This is a genomic window from Pectobacterium aroidearum (assembly GCF_015689195.1).
GTDB lineage: Bacteria > Pseudomonadota > Gammaproteobacteria > Enterobacterales > Enterobacteriaceae > Pectobacterium > Pectobacterium aroidearum.
In genome coordinates this window covers 1,378,001-1,396,544 of sequence record NZ_CP065044.1, presented here as the reverse complement: position 1 = coordinate 1,396,544, position 18,544 = coordinate 1,378,001, and the positions used below count along the sequence as shown (strand labels likewise).

Sequence of the window (18,544 nt, the reverse complement as noted above, 5' to 3'; positions counted from 1 at the left end):
TGCCCGTCATACCTCGTGTTGCCTGTGCGTTAGCCTTGTGCAAACGAACACGTTTTGTTCTGCAACTCGCATTATTTAGGGCATGTTCTTTCAAAAAGAGCGTTTCAAAAAATATTCTACAACGGACAGCATCAGAATGCTGCCTGTATCTTATTTTTGGTTAATGCTTACTTCGCTTAATGAATACCACCGATGCGACTCAAACGTACACCCGTAGGCCATTCACCTTCCTGCTTCTCAAAGCTCATCCAGATAGCGGTGGCTTTACCGACCAGATTTCTCTCCGGAACAAAGCCCCAATAGCGGCTATCCAGACTGTTGTCACGGTTATCACCCATCATGAAGTAGTGCCCTGCTGGGACAACCCATGTTGCGAGCTGCTGCTGCGACTGCTGGTAATAACCACCGAGCTGATCCTGCTGACCCGGCACCAAGAGAATATTATGCGTTACATTGCCCAATGACTCTTTGCGCGCGCCCATGCGGACTCCCTCCACGCTGTTGTCATTGACAGGCACCTGATAGAAACCGCCACGCGATTCCATACCCGGCTGATTGAAGGTCTGAACAAAATCGCTAGGCTGCACATTGCTATATGTAACTGCCAGTGCCGTATCACACGCCTGCTGCCCCTGACAGGATGGACGGATCGTTACCTGCTTGGTCATCGGGTTATAGCTGACACGATCGCCCGGCACGCCCACTACGCGTTTGATGAAGTCCACTTTAGGATCGGACGGGTATTTAAACACCACCACGTCGCCACGTTTCGGGTGCCCCGTTTCGATCAGCGTTTTCTGCGTGAAGGGTTCTTTAATGCCATAGGCAAATTTTTCCACCAGAATAAAATCACCGATCAACAGCGTCGGCATCATCGAACCTGATGGAATTTGAAACGGCTCATAAATGAAGGAGCGCACAACCAATACCAAAGCCACAACCGGGAATACGGATGCGATAGTTTCAATCCAGCCAGGTTGTGGAATGGCTTTCGATGAAACCGCGCCATCAGCCAGATCGGCACCGCTCATGGCAGCAAACTTTTTCCGGCGAGCAGGCGCCCAGACAAAGCGCTCTAAACACCAGACAATCCCCGTGACCAGCGTCACCAATGCCAGAATTACGGCAAACATATTGGCCATGCCAACTCCTCAGAATTTATTTACTGTCTTTGCCGACGTGCAAAATTGCCAGAAACGCTTCTTGCGGCAGCTCGACGTTACCAACCTGCTTCATACGTTTCTTACCGTCTTTCTGTTTCTGCAACAGTTTCTTCTTACGGCTGACGTCGCCACCATAACACTTGGCCAGTACGTTTTTACGCAATTGCTTAACCGTAGAGCGCGCAATAATGTGGTTACCAATCGCAGCCTGAATCGCAATATCAAACTGCTGACGCGGAATCAGATCTTTCATTTTTTCGACCAGCTCACGGCCACGATATTGTGAATTATCACGGTGCGTGATCAGCGCCAATGCATCCACACGTTCGTTGTTGATCAACACATCAACACGCACCATGTCTGATGTCTGGAAGCGTTTGAAGCTGTAATCCAACGATGCATAACCACGAGACGTTGATTTCAGACGGTCAAAGAAATCGAGCACCACCTCGGCCATCGGAATCTCATAGGTTAGCGCAACCTGATTACCGTGGTACACCATGTTGGTCTGGACGCCACGCTTCTCGATACAAAGCGTAATCACGTTGCCCAGATACTCCTGGGGCAGCAGCATGTGGCACTCAGCAATCGGCTCACGCAATTCCTGAATATTATTCAGCGGCGGAAGTTTAGAAGGGCTATCGACATAAACGGTTTCTTTAGCCGTCGTCTCAACTTCATACACCACCGTCGGTGCCGTAGTGATCAGATCCAGATCGTATTCACGTTCCAGACGTTCCTGAATGATCTCCATGTGCAGCAGACCCAGGAAGCCGCAGCGGAAGCCGAAGCCCAGCGCGGTAGAACTTTCTGGCTCATAGAACAGAGAGGCATCATTAAGACTCAGTTTGCCCAGCGCATCACGGAATGACTCATAGTCATCGGAGCTAATCGGGAACAGACCGGCATAGACCTGCGGTTTGACTTTCTTGAAGCCCGGCAGCGCTTTTTCAGCCGGTTGACGAGCCAGCGTCAGGGTATCCCCGACCGGCGCACCCAAAATATCTTTGATAGCACAAACCAACCAGCCTACTTCACCGCAGTTCAGTACATCGCGGTCGATCTGCTTCGGTGTAAAAATACCGAGACGGTCAGCGTTATAAACCTGGCCCGTACTCATCACCTTAATTTTGTCGCCTTTGCGCATTGTGCCGTTTTTGATACGTACCAGCGATACAACGCCAAGGTAGTTATCGAACCAGGAGTCGATAATCAGCGCCTGCAGCGGCTCATCAGGGCTGCCTTCTGGCGGTGGAATATCACGCACCAGACGATCCAGAACATCCGGCACGCCAATCCCCGTTTTAGCGGAACAGCGCACGGCGTCGGTGGCATCAATGCCGACAATATCTTCAATTTCCTGAGCAACACGATCTGGGTCAGCGGCAGGCAGGTCGATTTTGTTCAGAACCGGCACCACTTCCAGATTCATATCCAGCGCGGTATAGCAGTTAGCCAGCGTTTGCGCTTCAACACCCTGTCCAGCATCAACAACGAGCAGTGCACCTTCACAGGCAGCAAGCGAGCGGGAAACTTCATAAGAGAAGTCAACGTGCCCCGGCGTATCGATGAAGTTTAACTGGTAGGTTTGGCCGTCCTGCGCTTTATAATCCAGCGTTACGCTTTGCGCTTTAATCGTTATTCCACGTTCACGTTCCAGATCCATAGAATCCAGAACCTGCGCAGCCATTTCACGCTCGGTCAAACCGCCGCAAATCTGGATAATACGGTCAGATAACGTTGATTTACCGTGGTCGATATGGGCAATAATGGAGAAATTTCGTATATGCTTCATTATAAAAATTTTTCTACCTTGATATTCCTGAAATTCTTGCCGATGGGCATGCGCATAGGTGAAAACAGCAGCGATGTTATTCCACCTGAATCGCAGCATTCTACATGCGAGAGGCGTGAAAACCTAGTCATGTCCGGTGCATTCCCTTTGATTATGACGGTTTTATTTGGAATAGCAGAACAACGAGAGGAAAGCAGGAAGTAAAGTGTCATTACGTGGTAAATATCGTGTCGAAAAATCACAAACGTGTGAACAATGTTTCCGCACCGCGCGCCGTTTACGCTCAGTTAAGCAGGTCAATTTTGTAACAGCGTGCCAGGCAATGCAATTTGCAGGATAACGGGCTCATAACGTTTATTCTTACCCAACTGTTTCGCCCAGCGCTTCACGCCGATAAACGCCAGCCCACCGCCCAACAACGCGCCAATGACGGCAGCCAGATCGGTACCGAATAACGTCTGACAGATCGCCGCACCGATCAGCAACCCGACCAGCGGAACGAAATAAACCAGAGCGGCAGAAAACAGCAGACGCCCCTCAGAAATCCCCAATTCAACTTTTTGTCCGACTTCTAAAGGCCGCTCGTAAGGCACATACAGCGTATTTTCGGCAGAAAGCCCAAGCTGGCTTAATAAGCCGGTCCCACACGACGAGCGGGATTTACAGCTACCGCACCCCGAGCTCGGCTCACACCGCAGCTCCGCAATGCCATTCTGCCATGAAACGACTGTCGCCCATTCTTTGATCACGGTTGCCCCTTCAAAATAATGCTGTCAGCCACCCGTTTAGCCGTAGAAGGTGGAATATCACCGACGACGGTAATCTCGCGATTGCCTTTCATGACAGTATGAATGGAGCGTCGCCCCGTAAGCAGCGACTGTTCTTCACTCACATCAGAAGACGGGCTGATGTTAATGGAGAAACTGAATAAACCATCGCTATAGAGACGAGTTTCGATCGGAATGGACGAGCCTGGCAATACTTTTTTGCTGTGTGAAAGAGCTTTCATCCCAGCAGGTAGCCATTCAGGCTCCCAGGTAAAATCACTTTTGTCCGCAGCAGGCGTAGGTAACACGGGAGGAAGTTTGATCCCTTCCAGCGGACGCATCACACTAACGACATCATCATCAACAATCAGCGATGTCGTTAAGAATTGTTCCAACCGCTTATCACCGTTGCGATCTTGTAAATCGATACGCAATGGAAGTTTCGATTCCGCATCAATCCACACCATATAGCTGTAACGTGTGCCATCGCGTGAAATGACCCGAATTCCGGATGCCAGACGATCGGCAATGCGCACCCGTCCGTCAGCGGGAATAAAGTCATAATAAGGCGATAGTTTCTGGAAATCGGCAAAGACCAGAGAAGGGAGAGAGTCAACGATATGATCGCTGGTAAGCGTAAATGGCTCAAAACCAGGATCGAAGTAGCTAACCTCATTACCACGCAGCACGATCTCGCGTCGCGGCCCGTCCATAAATAGCAGTTGCGCTAAGGAACGGTTATTGACCACGGCATGACGATACCGTACGGACTCAAATCCTTGCAGGGTAATGTTGATAAAGGAAATTTCGTAATTCAGAGAACGAACTGCGCTGTTCATCTGTTGCAGCAACGCGCCCGGCTCAACATTCTGAGCCGGGGCGAAAGTAGAATAAAACAGGCTGCCAATCAGAAAACAGGCGGCGGACCAAGCACGCTTCATTACCGGGGCTGCGTTCCTAATGATTGAGTGCCGGGAACCTGAATGGCCGCTTGCTGATCGTCCTGTGGCAGAGCGTGTTCAGCATGCAGTCGGCGCTGTAATTCATAGTCCTGTAAAATGGCGTTAAGGCGGTTACGCTGCATATCAGATTTCTGCTGACCGCTGTGAGGAGCAACATTTTCTGACGGCACGCCCAGACTGACAGGAGAGGCAGTACCCATCGCAGGTAAAGTACTAAACACACCGGATTCGACAACGTGTTCAGAGGCATCACCCTGCTGGTAATTCTGTACACCAACGATCACTGCTAAAGATACGCAGGCGGCGACGCCGACTTGTGTCAGCTGACTGCCCCACGGGCGGATTTTGTGCCAGAACGGCATCTTCGTCCACTCAACAGGTTGTGGCTGAGATTCAGGCTGCGCTTGTGGAACCAGACGAACGGGTTCTTTTTCGATTGCGGCGGCAACACGAGAAGCGATGTCCAGGTGAATCACATTTTCACTGACATCACCACGCATCGCATCGCGGATTAGATGATAACTTTGCCAACTTTGCTGCAACGCATCATCACGAGACAATGCGTTTAGCAGTTCGGAATCAACTGCTTCGCCATCCATTAAAGCGGAAAGTTTCTCTTTCTGCATACCGACACCCTTACCTTGTCAAATCCATCATTAGTCACGCGGATAGCTGAAAAAACTCGCTAGCGCTGAATAAGCGGTTGTACTTTATTATCAATAGCTTCCCGCGCCCGGAAAATACGAGAACGAACAGTGCCGACGGGACAATCCATAATCACGGCAATCTCTTCGTAGCTTAAACCGTCCAATTCGCGCAGCGTAATCGCTAAACGTAAATCTTCCGGCAAAGACTCGATAGTGCGAAAAACTATGCTTCGTAATTCCTCTGACAACATTAAATTCTCAGGGTTCGATATTTCTTTCAGCGCGCCCGCATTTTCATAGTTTTCCGCGTCATTCGCATCAATGTCGCTGGAAGGCGGACGGCGTCCCTGAGCTACCAAATAATTCTTGGCCGTATTCACTGCGATACGATACAGCCATGTATAGAACGCACTATCGCCGCGAAATGACTCTAGCGCGCGATAGGCTTTAATAAACGATTCCTGTACCACGTCCGGCACGTCACCCTGAGGAACATACCGCGATACCAGGCTCGCTACCTTATGCTGATAACGAACGACCAACAAGTTAAACGATTTTTGATCGCCTTTTTGGACTCGCTCGACCAGAACCTGATCTGCCAGTTGCTCGCTCATCCGAGGTAATCTCTACTCAAACCGTTCTCCACGCGTAAAATAGTACTGCCAGTTATATAAGTCATATTTAGAGCAAGCTCCTAATTAGAACCAAGACATCCAATAAAGTTCCGGGTCATCATTTTTCTTTTGCTTAGCGCCGTTACTCGTCTTTGCGATGCGTATCATGACGCATTCTCTTCATCTGAGGATCTACGCTCTTCCGAGGATGATACGATAAATCCAGGGTATTCGCACGATTCACCATGCTCCACCATTCGCTTATTTATAGCGTAGAGAGGGAGCTAAAAACCAATACAGCAATCAACCATTGGGTGCTAACATCGGGTTTCCTCTTCTTTTTGCATCCACGACACGACCATGCAAACGACCACTGAATACGTCTGTGATGTTTTAATCATTGGCAGCGGTGCTGCCGGGCTTTCACTGGCGCTGCGTCTGGCTTCTCAGGCCAACGTGACGGTATTAAGCAAAGGCCCACTCAACGAAGGCGCGACGTTTTATGCTCAGGGCGGCATCGCAGCCGTTTTCGATGAAACTGACACGATTGATTCCCATATCGATGATACGCTGATCGCTGGCGATGGCCTGTGTGAGCGGGAAGCCGTTGAGTTTATCGCCAGCAATGCCAAACACTGCGTGCAATGGCTTATCGAACAAGGCGTGCTATTCGATACCGAAACCAGCACCAGCGGTGAAGAACGCTACCACCTCACGCGCGAAGGCGGACACAGCCATCGTCGAATTCTGCACGCAGCGGATGCGACCGGAAAAGAAGTAGAGAACACGCTGGTGCAGAAAGCGTTATCCCATCCGAATATTCGGATTATGGAACGCTGCAACGCCGTCGATTTGATTACCTCGAATAAACTGGGTCTGCCCGGAACACGCCGTATTGTCGGTGCTTATATATGGAACCGTGAACAGGAACGCGTCGAATCCTGCCGGGCAAAAACGGTGGTTCTGGCGACGGGTGGAGCGTCCAAAGTTTATCAATACACCACCAATCCCGATATTTCCTCTGGCGATGGCATCGCCATGGCCTGGCGCGCAGGCTGCCGCGTGGCGAATCTGGAATTCAATCAGTTCCATCCAACCTGTCTGTTCCATCCGCAGGCGCGAAACTTCCTGCTGACGGAAGCGCTGCGCGGTGAAGGGGCGTACCTTAAACGCCCTGACGGCACGCGCTTTATGCCCGATTTCGACGCCAGAGGCGAGCTCGCCCCCCGCGATGTGGTTGCCCGCGCAATTGACCATGAGATGAAACGGCTTGGCGCAGACTGCATGTATCTGGATATCAGCCACAAGCCCGAAGCGTTCATCAAACAGCACTTCCCTACCATTGATGAAAAGCTGCAATCTCTCGGTATCGATCTAACGCGTGAAGCAATACCGATCGTACCCGCAGCGCACTATACCTGCGGCGGCGTGATGGTCGACCAGCACGGGCGTACCGACCTTGACGGCCTGTATGCGATTGGCGAAGTCAGCTACACCGGGTTGCACGGTGCAAACCGCATGGCATCCAACTCATTACTGGAATGTCTGGTTTACGGCTGGTCAGCCGCCGAGGATATCTTGCAGCGCTTACCGCAAATCAAAGCGGTGAAAAAATTACCGGATTGGGATGAAAGCCAGGTCGACAACTCCGACGAACAGGTAGTGATCCAGCATAACTGGCATGAACTGCGTCTGTTTATGTGGGATTACGTTGGGATCGTGCGGACGACGAAGCGGTTGGAGCGAGCACAGCGCCGCATTCATCTGCTTCAGCAGGAAATCAATGAGTACTACGCCCACTTCCGTATTTCCAACAATTTGCTGGAACTACGTAATCTGGTGCAGGTCGCCGAACTCATTGTCCGCTGCGCGCTGGAAAGAAAAGAAAGCCGCGGGCTGCATTATACTCTGGACTATCCAGAACAGTTCGAAGCGCCGACGCCAACCATTCTGGTGCCGTAGTTCATAAAAATAATTCGCTCAGAAAAGGCAGACGCGGCGATGAGGCGTCTGCCATCTACATAAAAAGATAAAAATCTTTTGTCAGCTGTTGGAAAGCCGTCGAATAGCGCCTTTCTTCATCACGAATTGCCAGCGAAGCATTCACACATTCTTTTTCCTGACGAGACAGCGCCAGCAAAACACGGTGCGCGGGTTTATCTTCCTGTTCTGATACGCGAAGCTGCTGATGAACATACCAGTTATGCTGCTGTGCCAACGGAATAAAGTTCTCCGCAACCTGAATGGGCAGCACCACGCAAAAAAGCCCATCGGGCATCAGCAGTTGATGCGCACAGCGCAACAACGCCTCATGAGTTAACAAGGTGGTATAACGCGCCTGCTCACGCTCAGCCGAGCCGCACGCGATCCCCGGAGGGAAATAAGGCGGATTACTGATAATCAACGAATAGTCGGCGCTTCGCGTATCAGCAAAATCGATAATATCTTCAGCGTAGACCGCGATTCTGTCAGCCCATGGCGAGGCGGAAATATTTTCCTTCGCCTGCTGACTCGCTGCACTATCGAGCTCGACGGCATCGATCCGAACATGCGTGTCAGAACGTTGCGCCAGCATCAGCGCAAGAAGGCCGGAACCACTGCCGATGTCCAGAATCCGCATCACTGAGGACAGCGGTGCCCAAGCCCCCAGCAAAATACCATCGGTTCCCACCTTCATGGCACAGCGATCGTGCGCCACAAAGAATTGCTTGAAGGTAAATCCATCCCGACGCAATGTCAGTTTATTATCAGCCTGATGACTCATGAAAATAAGATTCCAAACGCAAACCGCAGTAGCATAGGTGAAACGCCAGTACAGGAAAAGTGCCGTTGTCTGCTTAAACAGGTGAAGAACCCGGCCAATACGTCTATAATCGGCGCCCCAAACAGAGGTAGACCATGACTGTAACCAATTTTTCCGAGCTCGATCTTGATGAAAGCCTGTTAGACGCCCTGCGTGACATGGGCTACGAACGCCCGACCGCGATTCAGGCTGAGGCGATCCCTCCAGCAATGGAAGGCCGCGATGTACTGGGTTCCGCGCCGACAGGGACAGGTAAAACTGCGGCTTATCTGCTGCCGGTTTTGCAGCATCTCATCGATTTCCCTCGTAAAAAATCCGGTCCACCTCGTATTCTGATCCTCACACCAACTCGTGAGCTCGCCATGCAGGTGGCCGATCAGGCACGCGCGTTTGCGGCACATACGCACCTTGATGTCGCCACGATCACCGGCGGCGTGGCCTACATGAACCACGCTGAAGTGTTCAGTGAAAACCAGGATGTCGTCGTCGCGACGACCGGCCGTTTGCTGCAATATATCAAAGAAGAAAACTTCGATTGCCGCGCGGTAGAAACGCTGATTCTGGATGAAGCGGACAGAATGCTGGATATGGGCTTCGCTCAGGATATTGAACACATCGCCGGGGAAACTCGCTGGCGTAAGCAAACGCTGCTGTTTTCTGCGACGCTGGAAGGGGACGCGATCAAAGATTTCGCAGAGCGTTTGCTCAACGATCCTGTTGAAATCGAATCCGATCCATCACGTCGGGAACGTAAAAAAATTCTGCAGTGGTATTACCGCGCCGACGACGTCAAACACAAAACCGCCTTGCTCTGCCATCAGTTAAAGCAGCCGGACGTCACGCGTTCTATCATCTTTGTGCGCAAGCGTGAGCGCGTGCATGAGCTGGTTGCCTGGCTGCGTGAAGCGGGCATTAACTCATGCTATCTCGAAGGTGAAATGGTGCAGGCCAAGCGCAATGAGGCGATCAAACGCCTGAGCGACGGGCGCGTCAACGTGCTGGTAGCAACAGATATCGCAGCGCGCGGTATTGATATTAACGATGTCAGCCACGTATTTAACTTCGATTTGCCGCGCACATCGGACACTTACCTTCATCGCATCGGCCGCACTGGCCGCGCGGGTCGTAAAGGCTGTGCCATCTCTTTCGTCGAAGCGCACGATCACCTGCTGCTGGGCAAAATCAGCCGCTATCTGAATGAACCGCTAAAACCGCGCGTCATTGATGAACTCCGCCCAACGACCAAAGCCCCAAGCGCCAAGACCACCGGGAAACCGTCGAAAAAAGTGCTGGCGATGCGGAAAGAGAAAAAAGAGAAGGAAAAAGAAAAAGTTAAGGTAAAAGTTCGTCATCGCGATAGCAAAAATATCGGTAAGCGTCGTCAACCCACGCAGAAAACCGACGAACCGTCTGGCGAATAACAATTCTATAAAACAAAGACATAAAAAAGGGAGCTTCAGCTCCCTTTCTGTTAATGCTTGGACAGCAGCTTACAGACTTTCTGTAAAAGTACGGGCGATAACATCGCGTTGCTGCTCTGGCGTCAGTGAGTTGAAACGCACAGCGTAACCAGATACGCGGATGGTCAACTGTGGATATTTCTCTGGATGCTTAACGGCATCTTCCAGCGTCTCACGGCGCAGCACGTTCACGTTCAGGTGCTGACCGCCTTCCACGCGCACTTCAGGTTTGATTTCCAGCGGAATTTCACGATACTCGATCTGACCCAGATCGCTCACTGGAACGATTTGATCTTCGCTATAAACTGATTTCGCACATACGCAACGTGCCTGTGATTTTTCTTCGTCCAGCAACCAGAAAGAATTGATCAGCGCGCTGTCGTTAGCCTTGGTGATTTGAATACCAGTAACCATAATTGCCTCCGTAAAACGGCGTGTTATTGTCTTAGTTAAAAACTAACTGAGTTAAAATCGCTATCGGCAGAAAAATGCCAAATTTCGTAACGATCGTATAAAACCGTTTGTCTCTGCCTCTTATATACCAGCCTGATAGCCAGACATCCTTGACTTAAATCAATTTTAAAACCCTGCAACTCCACTACGCGAAGGCAATTTATTGTTTTATATCAATTTTACCAGAGCACTGAATTGCAAATATTTTTGTAAATTTTCAATTTTTTTTCAAAAAAACCTCTTTCATCCCGACAATAGCGGTTACGGTTTTACCTCAGCACGATAGATCGGTAAGCTACCTACAACACCATTAAACCTGTAAAAGAAGAGTGCATGATGGCGACCTCTCTCACCTGGCATGACGTGCTGGCACAAGAAAAGCAGCAGCCTTATTTTATCAATACCCTTGAATTCGTAGGGAAAGAGCGTGCAGCGGGTAAGACTATCTACCCCCCGCAGAAAGATGTTTTTAACGCATTCCGCTTTACCGAACTGCATCAGGTCAAGGTTGTCATTTTAGGGCAAGACCCCTACCACGGCCCGAATCAAGCTCACGGCCTGTCATTTTCTGTCCGCCCTGGTGTACCCGCACCGCCTTCTCTGGCCAATATTTATAAAGAATTGGCGAGCGATATCCCTGGATTTGAAATTCCACGACACGGTTTTCTACAAAGCTGGGCAGAACAAGGGGTTTTACTGCTCAATACGGTATTAACCGTTGAAGCTGGACAGGCGCATTCACATGCTAATCTGGGCTGGGAAACGTTTACCGATCGCGTCATTGCGGCATTGAACGAACAGCGGGAAGGTCTGGTCTTTCTCCTGTGGGGTTCGCATGCACAGAAAAAAGGCAACATCATTGACCAACGACGCCACCATATTCTGAAATCGCCGCACCCTTCCCCGCTATCTGCACACCGCGGTTTTCTGGGCTGCAAACATTTTTCGCAGGCTAACCAGCTTCTCGGACAGCAAGGTCTGTCGCCAATAGACTGGACGCCAAGGCTCCCGGAAGAAGCTTAAGCGATAACGGTTTGGTTGCCCTTCAAGCACGAGGGCGGCCAACTACCCTTTATAAAGGACGATTACAAAACATTGCTCACAAGTCATCGCTGATAAACGTATTGAGCAAATTAACAACGTGGATTAAATACGTAATGAATTGAAAGAAAAGAGTAGTAAGGAAAGATAAGAGAATTTGGTGGAGCTAAGCGGGATCGAACCGCTGACCTCTTGCATGCCATGCAAGCGCTCTCCCAGCTGAGCTATAGCCCCACAACGTGTGGAATGTTCGTGATAATCAAAACCAAACAGAGAGAGTGTTTGGTGGAGCTAAGCGGGATCGAACCGCTGACCTCTTGCATGCCATGCAAGCGCTCTCCCAGCTGAGCTATAGCCCCGTATCTTACAGCATCACCATTAAGGCAAGTACTGTGCGAACGCGTCGCATAATATGAAACCCGATTAACAGTGTCAACGGCTAAATCCGGTAATCCGATTAACCGCTGAAAAAGCCGCCAAAGGTGAGAAAAAACAGACGACAATTTCGATCTTGTCTCATCACCAGCACAATAAAAAGCTGCTAACGATAACGCGATTTATTATCATCACTCTACGTTACGCTTCGCGGCCTCCTATATAAGCCCCATCACATGCGCTATTTTCCTATGATTGTATTTTCTCTGATGGTATCTGCGTCCGGTATTTTGCCTGTTCGGGCACAGCCAACCATTCCTGATATTACCGAACAAGCAAAAACTCAATTTGAGATCAGGCAAGTCGAGATGAAAAGCGATGCGCAACATGCTTATCGACTTTTCATCGCACTTCCACGCCAGCCCGCACCTGAAGGTGGCTATCCAGTGCTGTATATGCTGGATGGCAATGCCCAGTTTCCTGTTGCCGTAAACAGCTACAACGCGAAAAACGGATCGGCACCGCTGATCGTCGCGATCGGTTATCCGATCGATAAACCTTACGATGTTCCCGCCCGCACGCGTGACTACACGCCGCCAACAACGATTACCGACCCAGATTTTGCCGCAGGCGGTGAAGCTGAGGCGTTTTACCAATTCCTGCAATCCACGGTAAAGCCCTGGGTTGAAGCGAACTACGCCGTCAATAAGCAAAAACAAACACTTGCCGGGCACTCTTTCGGTGGTTTGTTTACGCTCTATACGCTTTTTAATCACACCAAATCTTTCCAGCGCTATGTTGCCGCCAGTCCGTCTATCTGGTGGGGAAATGGCGTTGTGATTCCCGCCAGAACGCCACTGCTTTCCATATCACCGCTGTCAATTACTGTCACAGCAGGGGCAAATGAGGATGAACCTGTCAAAATGCAGGCGGGTAAACCCGTCGATGAAAAACGGGCGGAACGACTCAGCCAAAGAAAAATGGTGGAAAGGGCAAAAACACTGGCCACACAGCTTAATGAGCAAGGCACAAAAACTGACTTTATTCTTTTCCCCGATAAAGGGCACGGCGACGTGATCCCAGATGCTATCGGCAAAGCGGTCGCTATCGCCGGTCAATAGTTATCAGGCAACACCGTTCTCAGATAAAACAATAAAAAACCCCGGCTTTCAGGCCGGGGCTTATTTTGTGCAATGCTATTTACGTGATAGCGATTACTGCTGCGCTTCACGCTCGGTAATGAACGCCAGCGCTTTATCAATACGCGCCAGCGAACGCTGTTGGCCAATCGCATGCACAGTCACGTCAACGCCCGGAGACTGGCCTGCGCCCGTTACCGCAACGCGCAGCGGCATACCGACTTTACCCATGCCTTGACCCAGTTCATCTGCCGTGCCCTGAATGGCGTGATGGATGTTCTCCGCCGTCCAATCGGTAATCGCCGCCAGCTTCTCACGCACCAGTTCAAGCGGCTGACGTGCAACCGGACGCAGATGTTTCTTCGCCGCATCGGCGTCAAACTCAGCAAAATCTTCATAGAAATAACGGCACGAGTCCGCCATTTCTTTCAGCGTCTTGCAACGTTCACCCAACAGACCAACCAGTTCACTCAACTGCGGTCCGGTGCGGGTATCAATTCCAGCCTGCTCAATATGCCATGACAAATGCGTTGCCACGTATTCTGCGGGTAAATGGTTAATATAGTGATGGTTCAACCATTGCAGCTTCTCAGTATTGAAAGCGCTCGCGGACTTGCTGACGGCATCCAGCGAGAACAAAGACTTCATCTCATCAATAGAGAAGATTTCCTGATCGCCAGATGACCAGCCTAAACGCACAAGATAGTTCAGCAGCGCTTCCGGCAGATAGCCATCATCACGGTATTGCATCACACCGACAGCGCCGTGACGTTTGGACAATTTCTTACCGTCATCGCCCAGAATCATCGACACATGCGCATATTCCGGCACCGGTGCGCCCAGCGCTTTCAGAATGTTGATCTGACGCGGCGTGTTGTTGATATGGTCTTCACCACGAATAACGTGCGTGATTTCCATATCCCAGTCATCAATTACGACACAGAAATTGTAGGTTGGTGAACCGTCGGTGCGGCGGATAATCAGATCGTCGAGTTCCTGATTGCTGAATTCGATCGGCCCGCGAATGCGGTCATTAAAGATAACCGAGCCTTCCTGCGGGTTAAGGAAACGCACAACGTGCGGCTCATCATGAGCATGATGCTCGTGAGAACCTCGGCAATGGCCGTCATAACGGGGCTTTTCGCCGTTTTCCATCTGCTGTTCACGCAGCGCTTCCAGACGCTCTTTAGAGCAGTAGCATTTATATGCCGTACCGTTTTCCAGCATCTGATCGATAACGGCGTTATAACGGTCAAAACGTTTAGTCTGGTAGTACGGGCCTTCATCCCAGTTCAGGCTCAGCCAGTTCATGCCATCCATAATGGCATCAATTGCGTCCTGAGTTGAACGCTCCAGATCGGTATCTTCAATACGCAGCACGAACTCGCCGTCCTGATGACGGGCAAACAACCAGGAGTACAGCGCGGTACGAGCGCCGCCGACGTGAAGATAGCCAGTAGGACTCGGGGCGAAACGGGTTTTGATTTTCATTTGGGATTACAGCCTTATTACGCAACGGCTGTCGGCACAGACCGACATAAGCTCAAGAACAAAAGTGGGCAACATTCTATCACTCTGCTTCGATTCCTCAACGCCGTAACATGCCGCCCGTGCTTTTATTCTGGCGGAAATAACAAGATAACAGGCTAAATTGCGCAAGGATGCAGCACCAGCGGCGATAAATACGACGCCTTGACTAATTTTGCAACGAACAATCATTTTAGTTTTAAAAAGCGTTGACTCACATTCAAGGATCCCTATAATGCGACTCCACACAGCGGGGGTGATTAGCTCAGCTGGGAGAGCACCTCCCTTACAAGGAGGGGGTCGGCGGTTCGATCCCGTCATCACCCACCACTCTTTTGAGTTTTAAATAAGAGTAGCTCGCTGTGTAGAGTAAGAAGATTTGAGATTGGGTGATTAGCTCAGCTGGGAGAGCACCTCCCTTACAAGGAGGGGGTCGGCGGTTCGATCCCGTCATCACCCACCAATCTCATACCAGCTGGTCTTCTTATTAGAAGTTGAAGTAAATAAAGAAGTAAATGTAGTACAGAAGTGGGTGATTAGCTCAGCTGGGAGAGCACCTCCCTTACAAGGAGGGGGTCGGCGGTTCGATCCCGTCATCACCCACCACTTCTGCGGGTCGTTAGCTCAGTCGGTAGAGCAGTTGACTTTTAATCAATTGGTCGCAGGTTCGAATCCTGCACGACCCACCACTTCCGCAAAGTGATTCCCTCCTGAAGTAAATCCACCTAATGTTATATGTTGCACGTGTCGTGTAGGTGAGAATCTGCGTTCAGGTTCGAGCCGAGCGAAGCGAGACAACAACGCGCTAGCGTTGACCCCGAAGGGGCGAGGCCAAAGGCCGAGTCATCCTGCACGACCCACCACTTCCGCAAAGTGATACCTCTCTGAAATAAATCCACCTAATGTTTTTTATTGCATCTGCTTTGCAAGCAAGACAATATCGTCCGCGTTAACGCGAGAATGCAAGGCCAAAGGCCAAGTCATCCTGCCGCACACTCCACCTACCTCTCCTCATTACCAAAATCAAAAGAAGAAAAAATTGAGATATAGGCTGCCCAACCTGATGATGGTTGCCCCCTGCCCTATCTGACCTGTGAAGGCGGAAACCCATACTGCTTTTTAAACGCCGCGCTGAAACTACTGACATGTTCATAGCCCGCCAGCGCGGCGGCTTCATCCACCGACACCACATGTCGGTGGAGTGCCTGATAGGCTCGTTCCAGCCGATGCTTACGTAGGTAGGCAGCAATAGTGATACCGTTACGGGTGCGAAAACCATTCTGCAAATCGACCGGATTAGTACCTAACGTTTTAGCCATCTGGCCGATACTCAGGCGATCGGCTTCGCCGCTATCCAGCCACTCTTTCAAACGCACCAGACAGCATTCAAGATGGGCGCCAAAACGTTTTTGCTGAGGAGTGGCATCAATACTTCGTAGAATGTCCGTCGCCAGATCCAGCGCAAAACTCTCGCCTTGCAAACGCTGGATAAGCGAGACCGGAGAACGATCGTCAAAAGCCAATTGGCAGGCACGCTGCAGGACATCCGGTGCGGGTTGCCAGGAAAGGCTTTGCCAGTGCGCGCGCCTGAATTGCAACAAACGGCTACTGCACAGACTACTCTCGCTGGCGAACCGTTCAAACCAGGCCGGACTGAAACTCAGACAGATCTTGGTTTCCCGTCGACCAGCCTGCCAATGACGCTGAAACTGATCGCTATCCGTCAGATTAACCAGCATTGCGCGCTGGCGGGCAGAATGGGCATCGAAACGCAAACGCTGACCAGCCAGACTCACATCCGCTTGCCCCTGAAGCAGAAACGCGGCAGTAATACCCGGTGACAGCAAATTCTGACTAAAGGCGTCGATCAGGTCTTCACTCTGGCTCAGATACAACACCAGACCATTTCCCAAGGACTGAATCCGCTGCCAGCCAGCCAACACAGGCTGGTCGCTCGGTAACTCATGACCGAAGTGCAGTTTCCCTCCCTGTTCACTGGCAGACTGACTTAACTGACCACAGGTAAATACACGCATGAAACGTACCTGAATAAATTTCGTCGCGCCTAAATTTTTCTTTTTTTAGCCTAAGCGGACGTTTTGAATTAGAAGTATTCTCATTTGTAACATGACGGCAATCGACTGTCTAAGGTCTGTGACATTTTTCATTTCAAGGGTAACAACGTATGGTTTTACGTGTCACGCACACCGCGCTGGTCGAGGCGGTGTTTCAGGAAAGCGTCAGCGCTGAGGAAATACGTGAATGGCTAGCGCACATCGAGCATCTCCTTGAATCGAAACAACCCTTTTTCTTCATCGCCAGCACGCTCGCGCACACTGAATTCGCCCCCGATTACCGAGCTATTCAGGCATTCTGGTATCGACAGCACAAACCCGCGTTTCAGCACTACTGCCGTGGTCTGGTACGCATTGCCCGCGACGCCGCCGAACAGGCACGTCTGGATGTCCCCGCACTGCATCGCTCCTGGGGCGTGCCGTACTTCGTCACACTGGATAAGTCCGGGGGTTATCACTGGATTGCCGAGCGCATGATGGACATGGGTGAATGATGGCACGAGCGTATGAATTCACACCGGTCAGCCGATTAGGGCTGACGGCGATCGTGACCCTCTATTTAGCGCATGCCCTGCCGCTCTATTTCTACAATGTTGCGATGCCGAGCATTCTGCGTAGTCAGGGGGTGGATTTGCGCTGGATAGGCATGCTTTCACTGCTTTATCTGCCCTGGGCCTGTAAATTTCTCTGGGCACCGTTAATTGATCGTTATTATCTGCCTGCCCTGGGGCGTCGTCGCACCTGGTTATGGTTGACGCAAATTGCACTGGCAACCGGTGTACTGGTTCTGGCATTCACCGGACTGGATTACGGATTGCTCCCATTCGTACTGATTGGACTCTGGATCTCGACCTGGGCTGCCACGCAGGATATCGCCATCGACGGCTATACGGTGGAATCACTGGCAGCGTCAGATCATCGTCTTGGCAGCATGGCGCAAAGTATCGGCGTGGCGCTGGGCAGCATGATCGGCGGCGCTGGCATCCTGCTACTGTATCAGCTGTATGGCTGGCGCAGCGCATTGCTGTCTCTGGCGGTCTTGACGGCGCTGACCATGATCGCTGTCATCTGGATTAATGAACGCCCTCAAGTATCCTCAGCATCCGAACGCCCGAGCTTCGCCAATACGTTCAGGCGTCGTGAGATACGTTGGGCTTTGCTGCTTATTCTGCTCTATCGACTGGTTGAAGCTCCCGCAATGGCCATGCTTACTCCGCTGCTGGTCGATCAGCGATGGACACTGGTGGAAATCGGCCTTCTGATGTCGGTGGCTGGGGCGGGGATCGGATTACTGAGCGCCATCACCACAGCGTGGGCACTCAAACGCTACTCGTCCGACGTACTACTGCTTCGTGCTGGCTGGCTGCGCAGTGGCGTCTATCTGCTGCTCGCCGCGCTGCTCTACAGCGGTTCAACCATGACTTCAGGATTTTGGCTCGGCACACTGGTCATCGTCATGTTGGCGATTCGCTACATGGCAATGACCAGCCTTTATGCACTGTTCATGCGCCTGTGCTCACGCCGACAGGCAGGCACCGATTTCACTGTGCTGGTGTGCTTTGAACTCCTGGTGTTTTTCCTTGGCGGTTCGCTTTCCGGCTTTCTCGCCGCAGGGCTGGGCTATGGCGCTTATTATCTGCTGCTCGGCGTTCTGTCGCTACTGAGCGTCTTGCTGTGTCGGCCGCTCATCAGAAAACATCTGACCAAAACTATTTAACCCTTA

General features: G+C 51.1%; 16 protein-coding genes, 6 tRNA genes and 1 other RNA gene. 11 read left to right on the top strand and 12 right to left on the bottom strand.

The window, feature by feature from the left end; translation table 11 throughout:
* Positions 1-176 precede the first annotated feature (176 nt).
* The 6 genes from lepB to rpoE form a co-directional block, all read right to left on the bottom strand.
* Positions 177-1,142 (bottom strand): signal peptidase I, encoded by a 966-nt coding sequence (gene lepB, locus I2D83_RS06305; protein WP_181830578.1) that lies wholly within the window; start codon positions 1,140-1,142, stop codon positions 177-179.
* A gap of 16 nt (positions 1,143-1,158) precedes the next feature.
* Positions 1,159-2,958, bottom strand: a complete 1,800-nt coding sequence (lepA, locus tag I2D83_RS06300; protein WP_015841245.1) for a translation elongation factor 4 — start codon at positions 2,956-2,958, stop codon at positions 1,159-1,161.
* 296 nt (positions 2,959-3,254) lie between these two features.
* A complete protein-coding gene (gene rseC, locus I2D83_RS06295) occupies positions 3,255-3,707 on the bottom strand; it encodes a SoxR-reducing system protein RseC (protein ID WP_181830579.1) in 453 nt (150 codons plus the stop codon).
* On the bottom strand, positions 3,704-4,666 hold the full coding sequence (rseB, locus tag I2D83_RS06290; protein ID WP_180779604.1) for a sigma-E factor regulatory protein RseB: 963 nt from the start codon (positions 4,664-4,666) through the stop codon (positions 3,704-3,706). The genes rseC and rseB overlap by 4 nt, the downstream gene beginning before the upstream one ends.
* Positions 4,666-5,313 carry an anti-sigma-E factor RseA gene (gene rseA, locus I2D83_RS06285; RefSeq protein ID WP_015841248.1) on the bottom strand — a complete coding sequence of 216 codons (648 nt, stop codon included), beginning with the start codon at positions 5,311-5,313 and terminating at the stop codon, positions 4,666-4,668. Before rseA ends, rseB begins: the two co-directional genes overlap by 1 nt.
* A gap of 59 nt (positions 5,314-5,372) precedes the next feature.
* Entirely contained in the window at positions 5,373-5,948 is a 576-nt protein-coding gene (rpoE, locus tag I2D83_RS06280) for an RNA polymerase sigma factor RpoE (protein ID WP_005973561.1), read from the bottom strand.
* Positions 5,949-6,308: 360 nt separating this feature from the next.
* On the opposite strand from rpoE, the gene nadB reads away from it, so the two are divergent.
* Complete coding sequence (gene nadB, locus I2D83_RS06275; protein ID WP_015841249.1) at positions 6,309-7,910, top strand: L-aspartate oxidase; 1,602 nt, start codon at positions 6,309-6,311, stop codon at positions 7,908-7,910.
* A 55-nt stretch (positions 7,911-7,965) separates the two neighbouring features.
* On the opposite strand, the gene trmN is transcribed toward nadB, so the two are convergent.
* Complete coding sequence (trmN, locus tag I2D83_RS06270; protein WP_205947730.1) at positions 7,966-8,712, bottom strand: tRNA(1)(Val) (adenine(37)-N(6))-methyltransferase TrmN; 747 nt, start codon at positions 8,710-8,712, stop codon at positions 7,966-7,968.
* 134 nt (positions 8,713-8,846) lie between these two features.
* On the opposite strand from trmN, the gene srmB reads away from it, so the two are divergent.
* On the top strand, positions 8,847-10,172 hold the full coding sequence (gene srmB / locus I2D83_RS06265) for an ATP-dependent RNA helicase SrmB (protein ID WP_015841251.1): 1,326 nt from the start codon (positions 8,847-8,849) through the stop codon (positions 10,170-10,172).
* Between the two features lie 69 nt (positions 10,173-10,241).
* Here the strand turns inward: srmB and grcA are convergent, their stop codons facing one another.
* A complete protein-coding gene (gene grcA, locus I2D83_RS06260) occupies positions 10,242-10,625 on the bottom strand; it encodes an autonomous glycyl radical cofactor GrcA (RefSeq protein ID WP_015841252.1) in 384 nt (127 codons plus the stop codon).
* A gap of 375 nt (positions 10,626-11,000) precedes the next feature.
* Between grcA and ung the strand changes: the two genes are divergently transcribed.
* On the top strand, positions 11,001-11,687 hold the full coding sequence (gene ung, locus I2D83_RS06255) for a uracil-DNA glycosylase (RefSeq protein ID WP_205948145.1): 687 nt from the start codon (positions 11,001-11,003) through the stop codon (positions 11,685-11,687).
* Positions 11,688-11,863: 176 nt separating this feature from the next.
* Here the strand turns inward: ung and I2D83_RS06250 are convergent.
* A tRNA-Ala gene (locus tag I2D83_RS06250) sits at positions 11,864-11,939 on the bottom strand.
* A 49-nt stretch (positions 11,940-11,988) separates the two neighbouring features.
* Positions 11,989-12,064: transfer RNA gene (locus I2D83_RS06245), tRNA-Ala, on the bottom strand.
* A gap of 267 nt (positions 12,065-12,331) precedes the next feature.
* On the opposite strand from I2D83_RS06245, the gene I2D83_RS06240 reads away from it, so the two are divergent.
* On the top strand, positions 12,332-13,201 hold the full coding sequence (locus I2D83_RS06240) for an alpha/beta hydrolase (protein WP_241007280.1): 870 nt from the start codon (positions 12,332-12,334) through the stop codon (positions 13,199-13,201).
* A 93-nt stretch (positions 13,202-13,294) separates the two neighbouring features.
* On the opposite strand, the gene gltX is transcribed toward I2D83_RS06240, so the two are convergent.
* Positions 13,295-14,710, bottom strand: a complete 1,416-nt coding sequence (gene gltX / locus I2D83_RS06235; RefSeq protein WP_181830585.1) for a glutamate--tRNA ligase — start codon at positions 14,708-14,710, stop codon at positions 13,295-13,297.
* A 290-nt stretch (positions 14,711-15,000) separates the two neighbouring features.
* Here gltX and I2D83_RS06230 point away from each other — a divergent pair.
* The 5 genes from I2D83_RS06230 (at position 15,001) to I2D83_RS06210 (ending at position 15,609) form a co-directional block, all read left to right on the top strand.
* A tRNA-Val gene (locus I2D83_RS06230) sits at positions 15,001-15,076 on the top strand.
* 57 nt (positions 15,077-15,133) lie between these two features.
* Positions 15,134-15,209 (top strand) — tRNA-Val (locus I2D83_RS06225).
* A gap of 67 nt (positions 15,210-15,276) precedes the next feature.
* Positions 15,277-15,352, top strand: a tRNA-Val gene (locus I2D83_RS06220).
* Between the two features lie 7 nt (positions 15,353-15,359).
* Positions 15,360-15,435: transfer RNA gene (locus I2D83_RS06215), tRNA-Lys, on the top strand.
* 46 nt (positions 15,436-15,481) lie between these two features.
* Positions 15,482-15,609, top strand: a non-coding RNA gene (locus tag I2D83_RS06210) — RtT sRNA.
* Between the two features lie 219 nt (positions 15,610-15,828).
* Here the strand turns inward: I2D83_RS06210 and I2D83_RS06205 are convergent.
* Positions 15,829-16,782 (bottom strand): helix-turn-helix transcriptional regulator, encoded by a 954-nt coding sequence (locus I2D83_RS06205; protein WP_181848656.1) that lies wholly within the window; start codon positions 16,780-16,782, stop codon positions 15,829-15,831.
* Between the two features lie 149 nt (positions 16,783-16,931).
* Between I2D83_RS06205 and I2D83_RS06200 the strand changes: the two genes are divergently transcribed.
* Both I2D83_RS06200 and I2D83_RS06195 read left to right on the top strand, forming a co-directional pair.
* The gene (locus I2D83_RS06200) at positions 16,932-17,315 is read left to right on the top strand and encodes a hypothetical protein (protein ID WP_205947728.1); all 384 of its coding nucleotides are present in this window, start codon (positions 16,932-16,934) and stop codon (positions 17,313-17,315) included.
* Positions 17,312-18,538 (top strand): MFS transporter, encoded by a 1,227-nt coding sequence (locus I2D83_RS06195; RefSeq protein WP_205947727.1) that lies wholly within the window; start codon positions 17,312-17,314, stop codon positions 18,536-18,538. Before I2D83_RS06200 ends, I2D83_RS06195 begins: the two co-directional genes overlap by 4 nt.
* Positions 18,539-18,544 lie beyond the last annotated feature (6 nt).

What these genes read in the sequence shown, in the direction of transcription:
- grcA (WP_015841252.1), bottom strand. Translation starts at nt 10,625, where the DNA reads ATGGTTACTGGTATTCAAATCACCAAGGCTAACGACAGCGCGCTGATC.
- lepB (WP_181830578.1), bottom strand. Translation starts at nt 1,142, where the DNA reads ATGGCCAATATGTTTGCCGTAATTCTGGCATTGGTGACGCTGGTCACG.
- I2D83_RS06195 (WP_205947727.1), top strand. Translation starts at nt 17,312, where the DNA reads ATGATGGCACGAGCGTATGAATTCACACCGGTCAGCCGATTAGGGCTG.
- rseB (WP_180779604.1), bottom strand. Translation starts at nt 4,666, where the DNA reads ATGAAGCGTGCTTGGTCCGCCGCCTGTTTTCTGATTGGCAGCCTGTTT.
- trmN (WP_205947730.1), bottom strand. Translation starts at nt 8,712, where the DNA reads ATGAGTCATCAGGCTGATAATAAACTGACATTGCGTCGGGATGGATTT.
- gltX (WP_181830585.1), bottom strand. Translation starts at nt 14,710, where the DNA reads ATGAAAATCAAAACCCGTTTCGCCCCGAGTCCTACTGGCTATCTTCAC.
- I2D83_RS06240 (WP_241007280.1), top strand. Translation starts at nt 12,332, where the DNA reads ATGATTGTATTTTCTCTGATGGTATCTGCGTCCGGTATTTTGCCTGTT.
- srmB (WP_015841251.1), top strand. Translation starts at nt 8,847, where the DNA reads ATGACTGTAACCAATTTTTCCGAGCTCGATCTTGATGAAAGCCTGTTA.
- nadB (WP_015841249.1), top strand. Translation starts at nt 6,309, where the DNA reads ATGCAAACGACCACTGAATACGTCTGTGATGTTTTAATCATTGGCAGC.
- I2D83_RS06205 (WP_181848656.1), bottom strand. Translation starts at nt 16,782, where the DNA reads ATGCGTGTATTTACCTGTGGTCAGTTAAGTCAGTCTGCCAGTGAACAG.
- rpoE (WP_005973561.1), bottom strand. Translation starts at nt 5,948, where the DNA reads ATGAGCGAGCAACTGGCAGATCAGGTTCTGGTCGAGCGAGTCCAAAAA.
- rseA (WP_015841248.1), bottom strand. Translation starts at nt 5,313, where the DNA reads ATGCAGAAAGAGAAACTTTCCGCTTTAATGGATGGCGAAGCAGTTGAT.
- ung (WP_205948145.1), top strand. Translation starts at nt 11,001, where the DNA reads ATGGCGACCTCTCTCACCTGGCATGACGTGCTGGCACAAGAAAAGCAG.
- I2D83_RS06200 (WP_205947728.1), top strand. Translation starts at nt 16,932, where the DNA reads ATGGTTTTACGTGTCACGCACACCGCGCTGGTCGAGGCGGTGTTTCAG.
- lepA (WP_015841245.1), bottom strand. Translation starts at nt 2,958, where the DNA reads ATGAAGCATATACGAAATTTCTCCATTATTGCCCATATCGACCACGGT.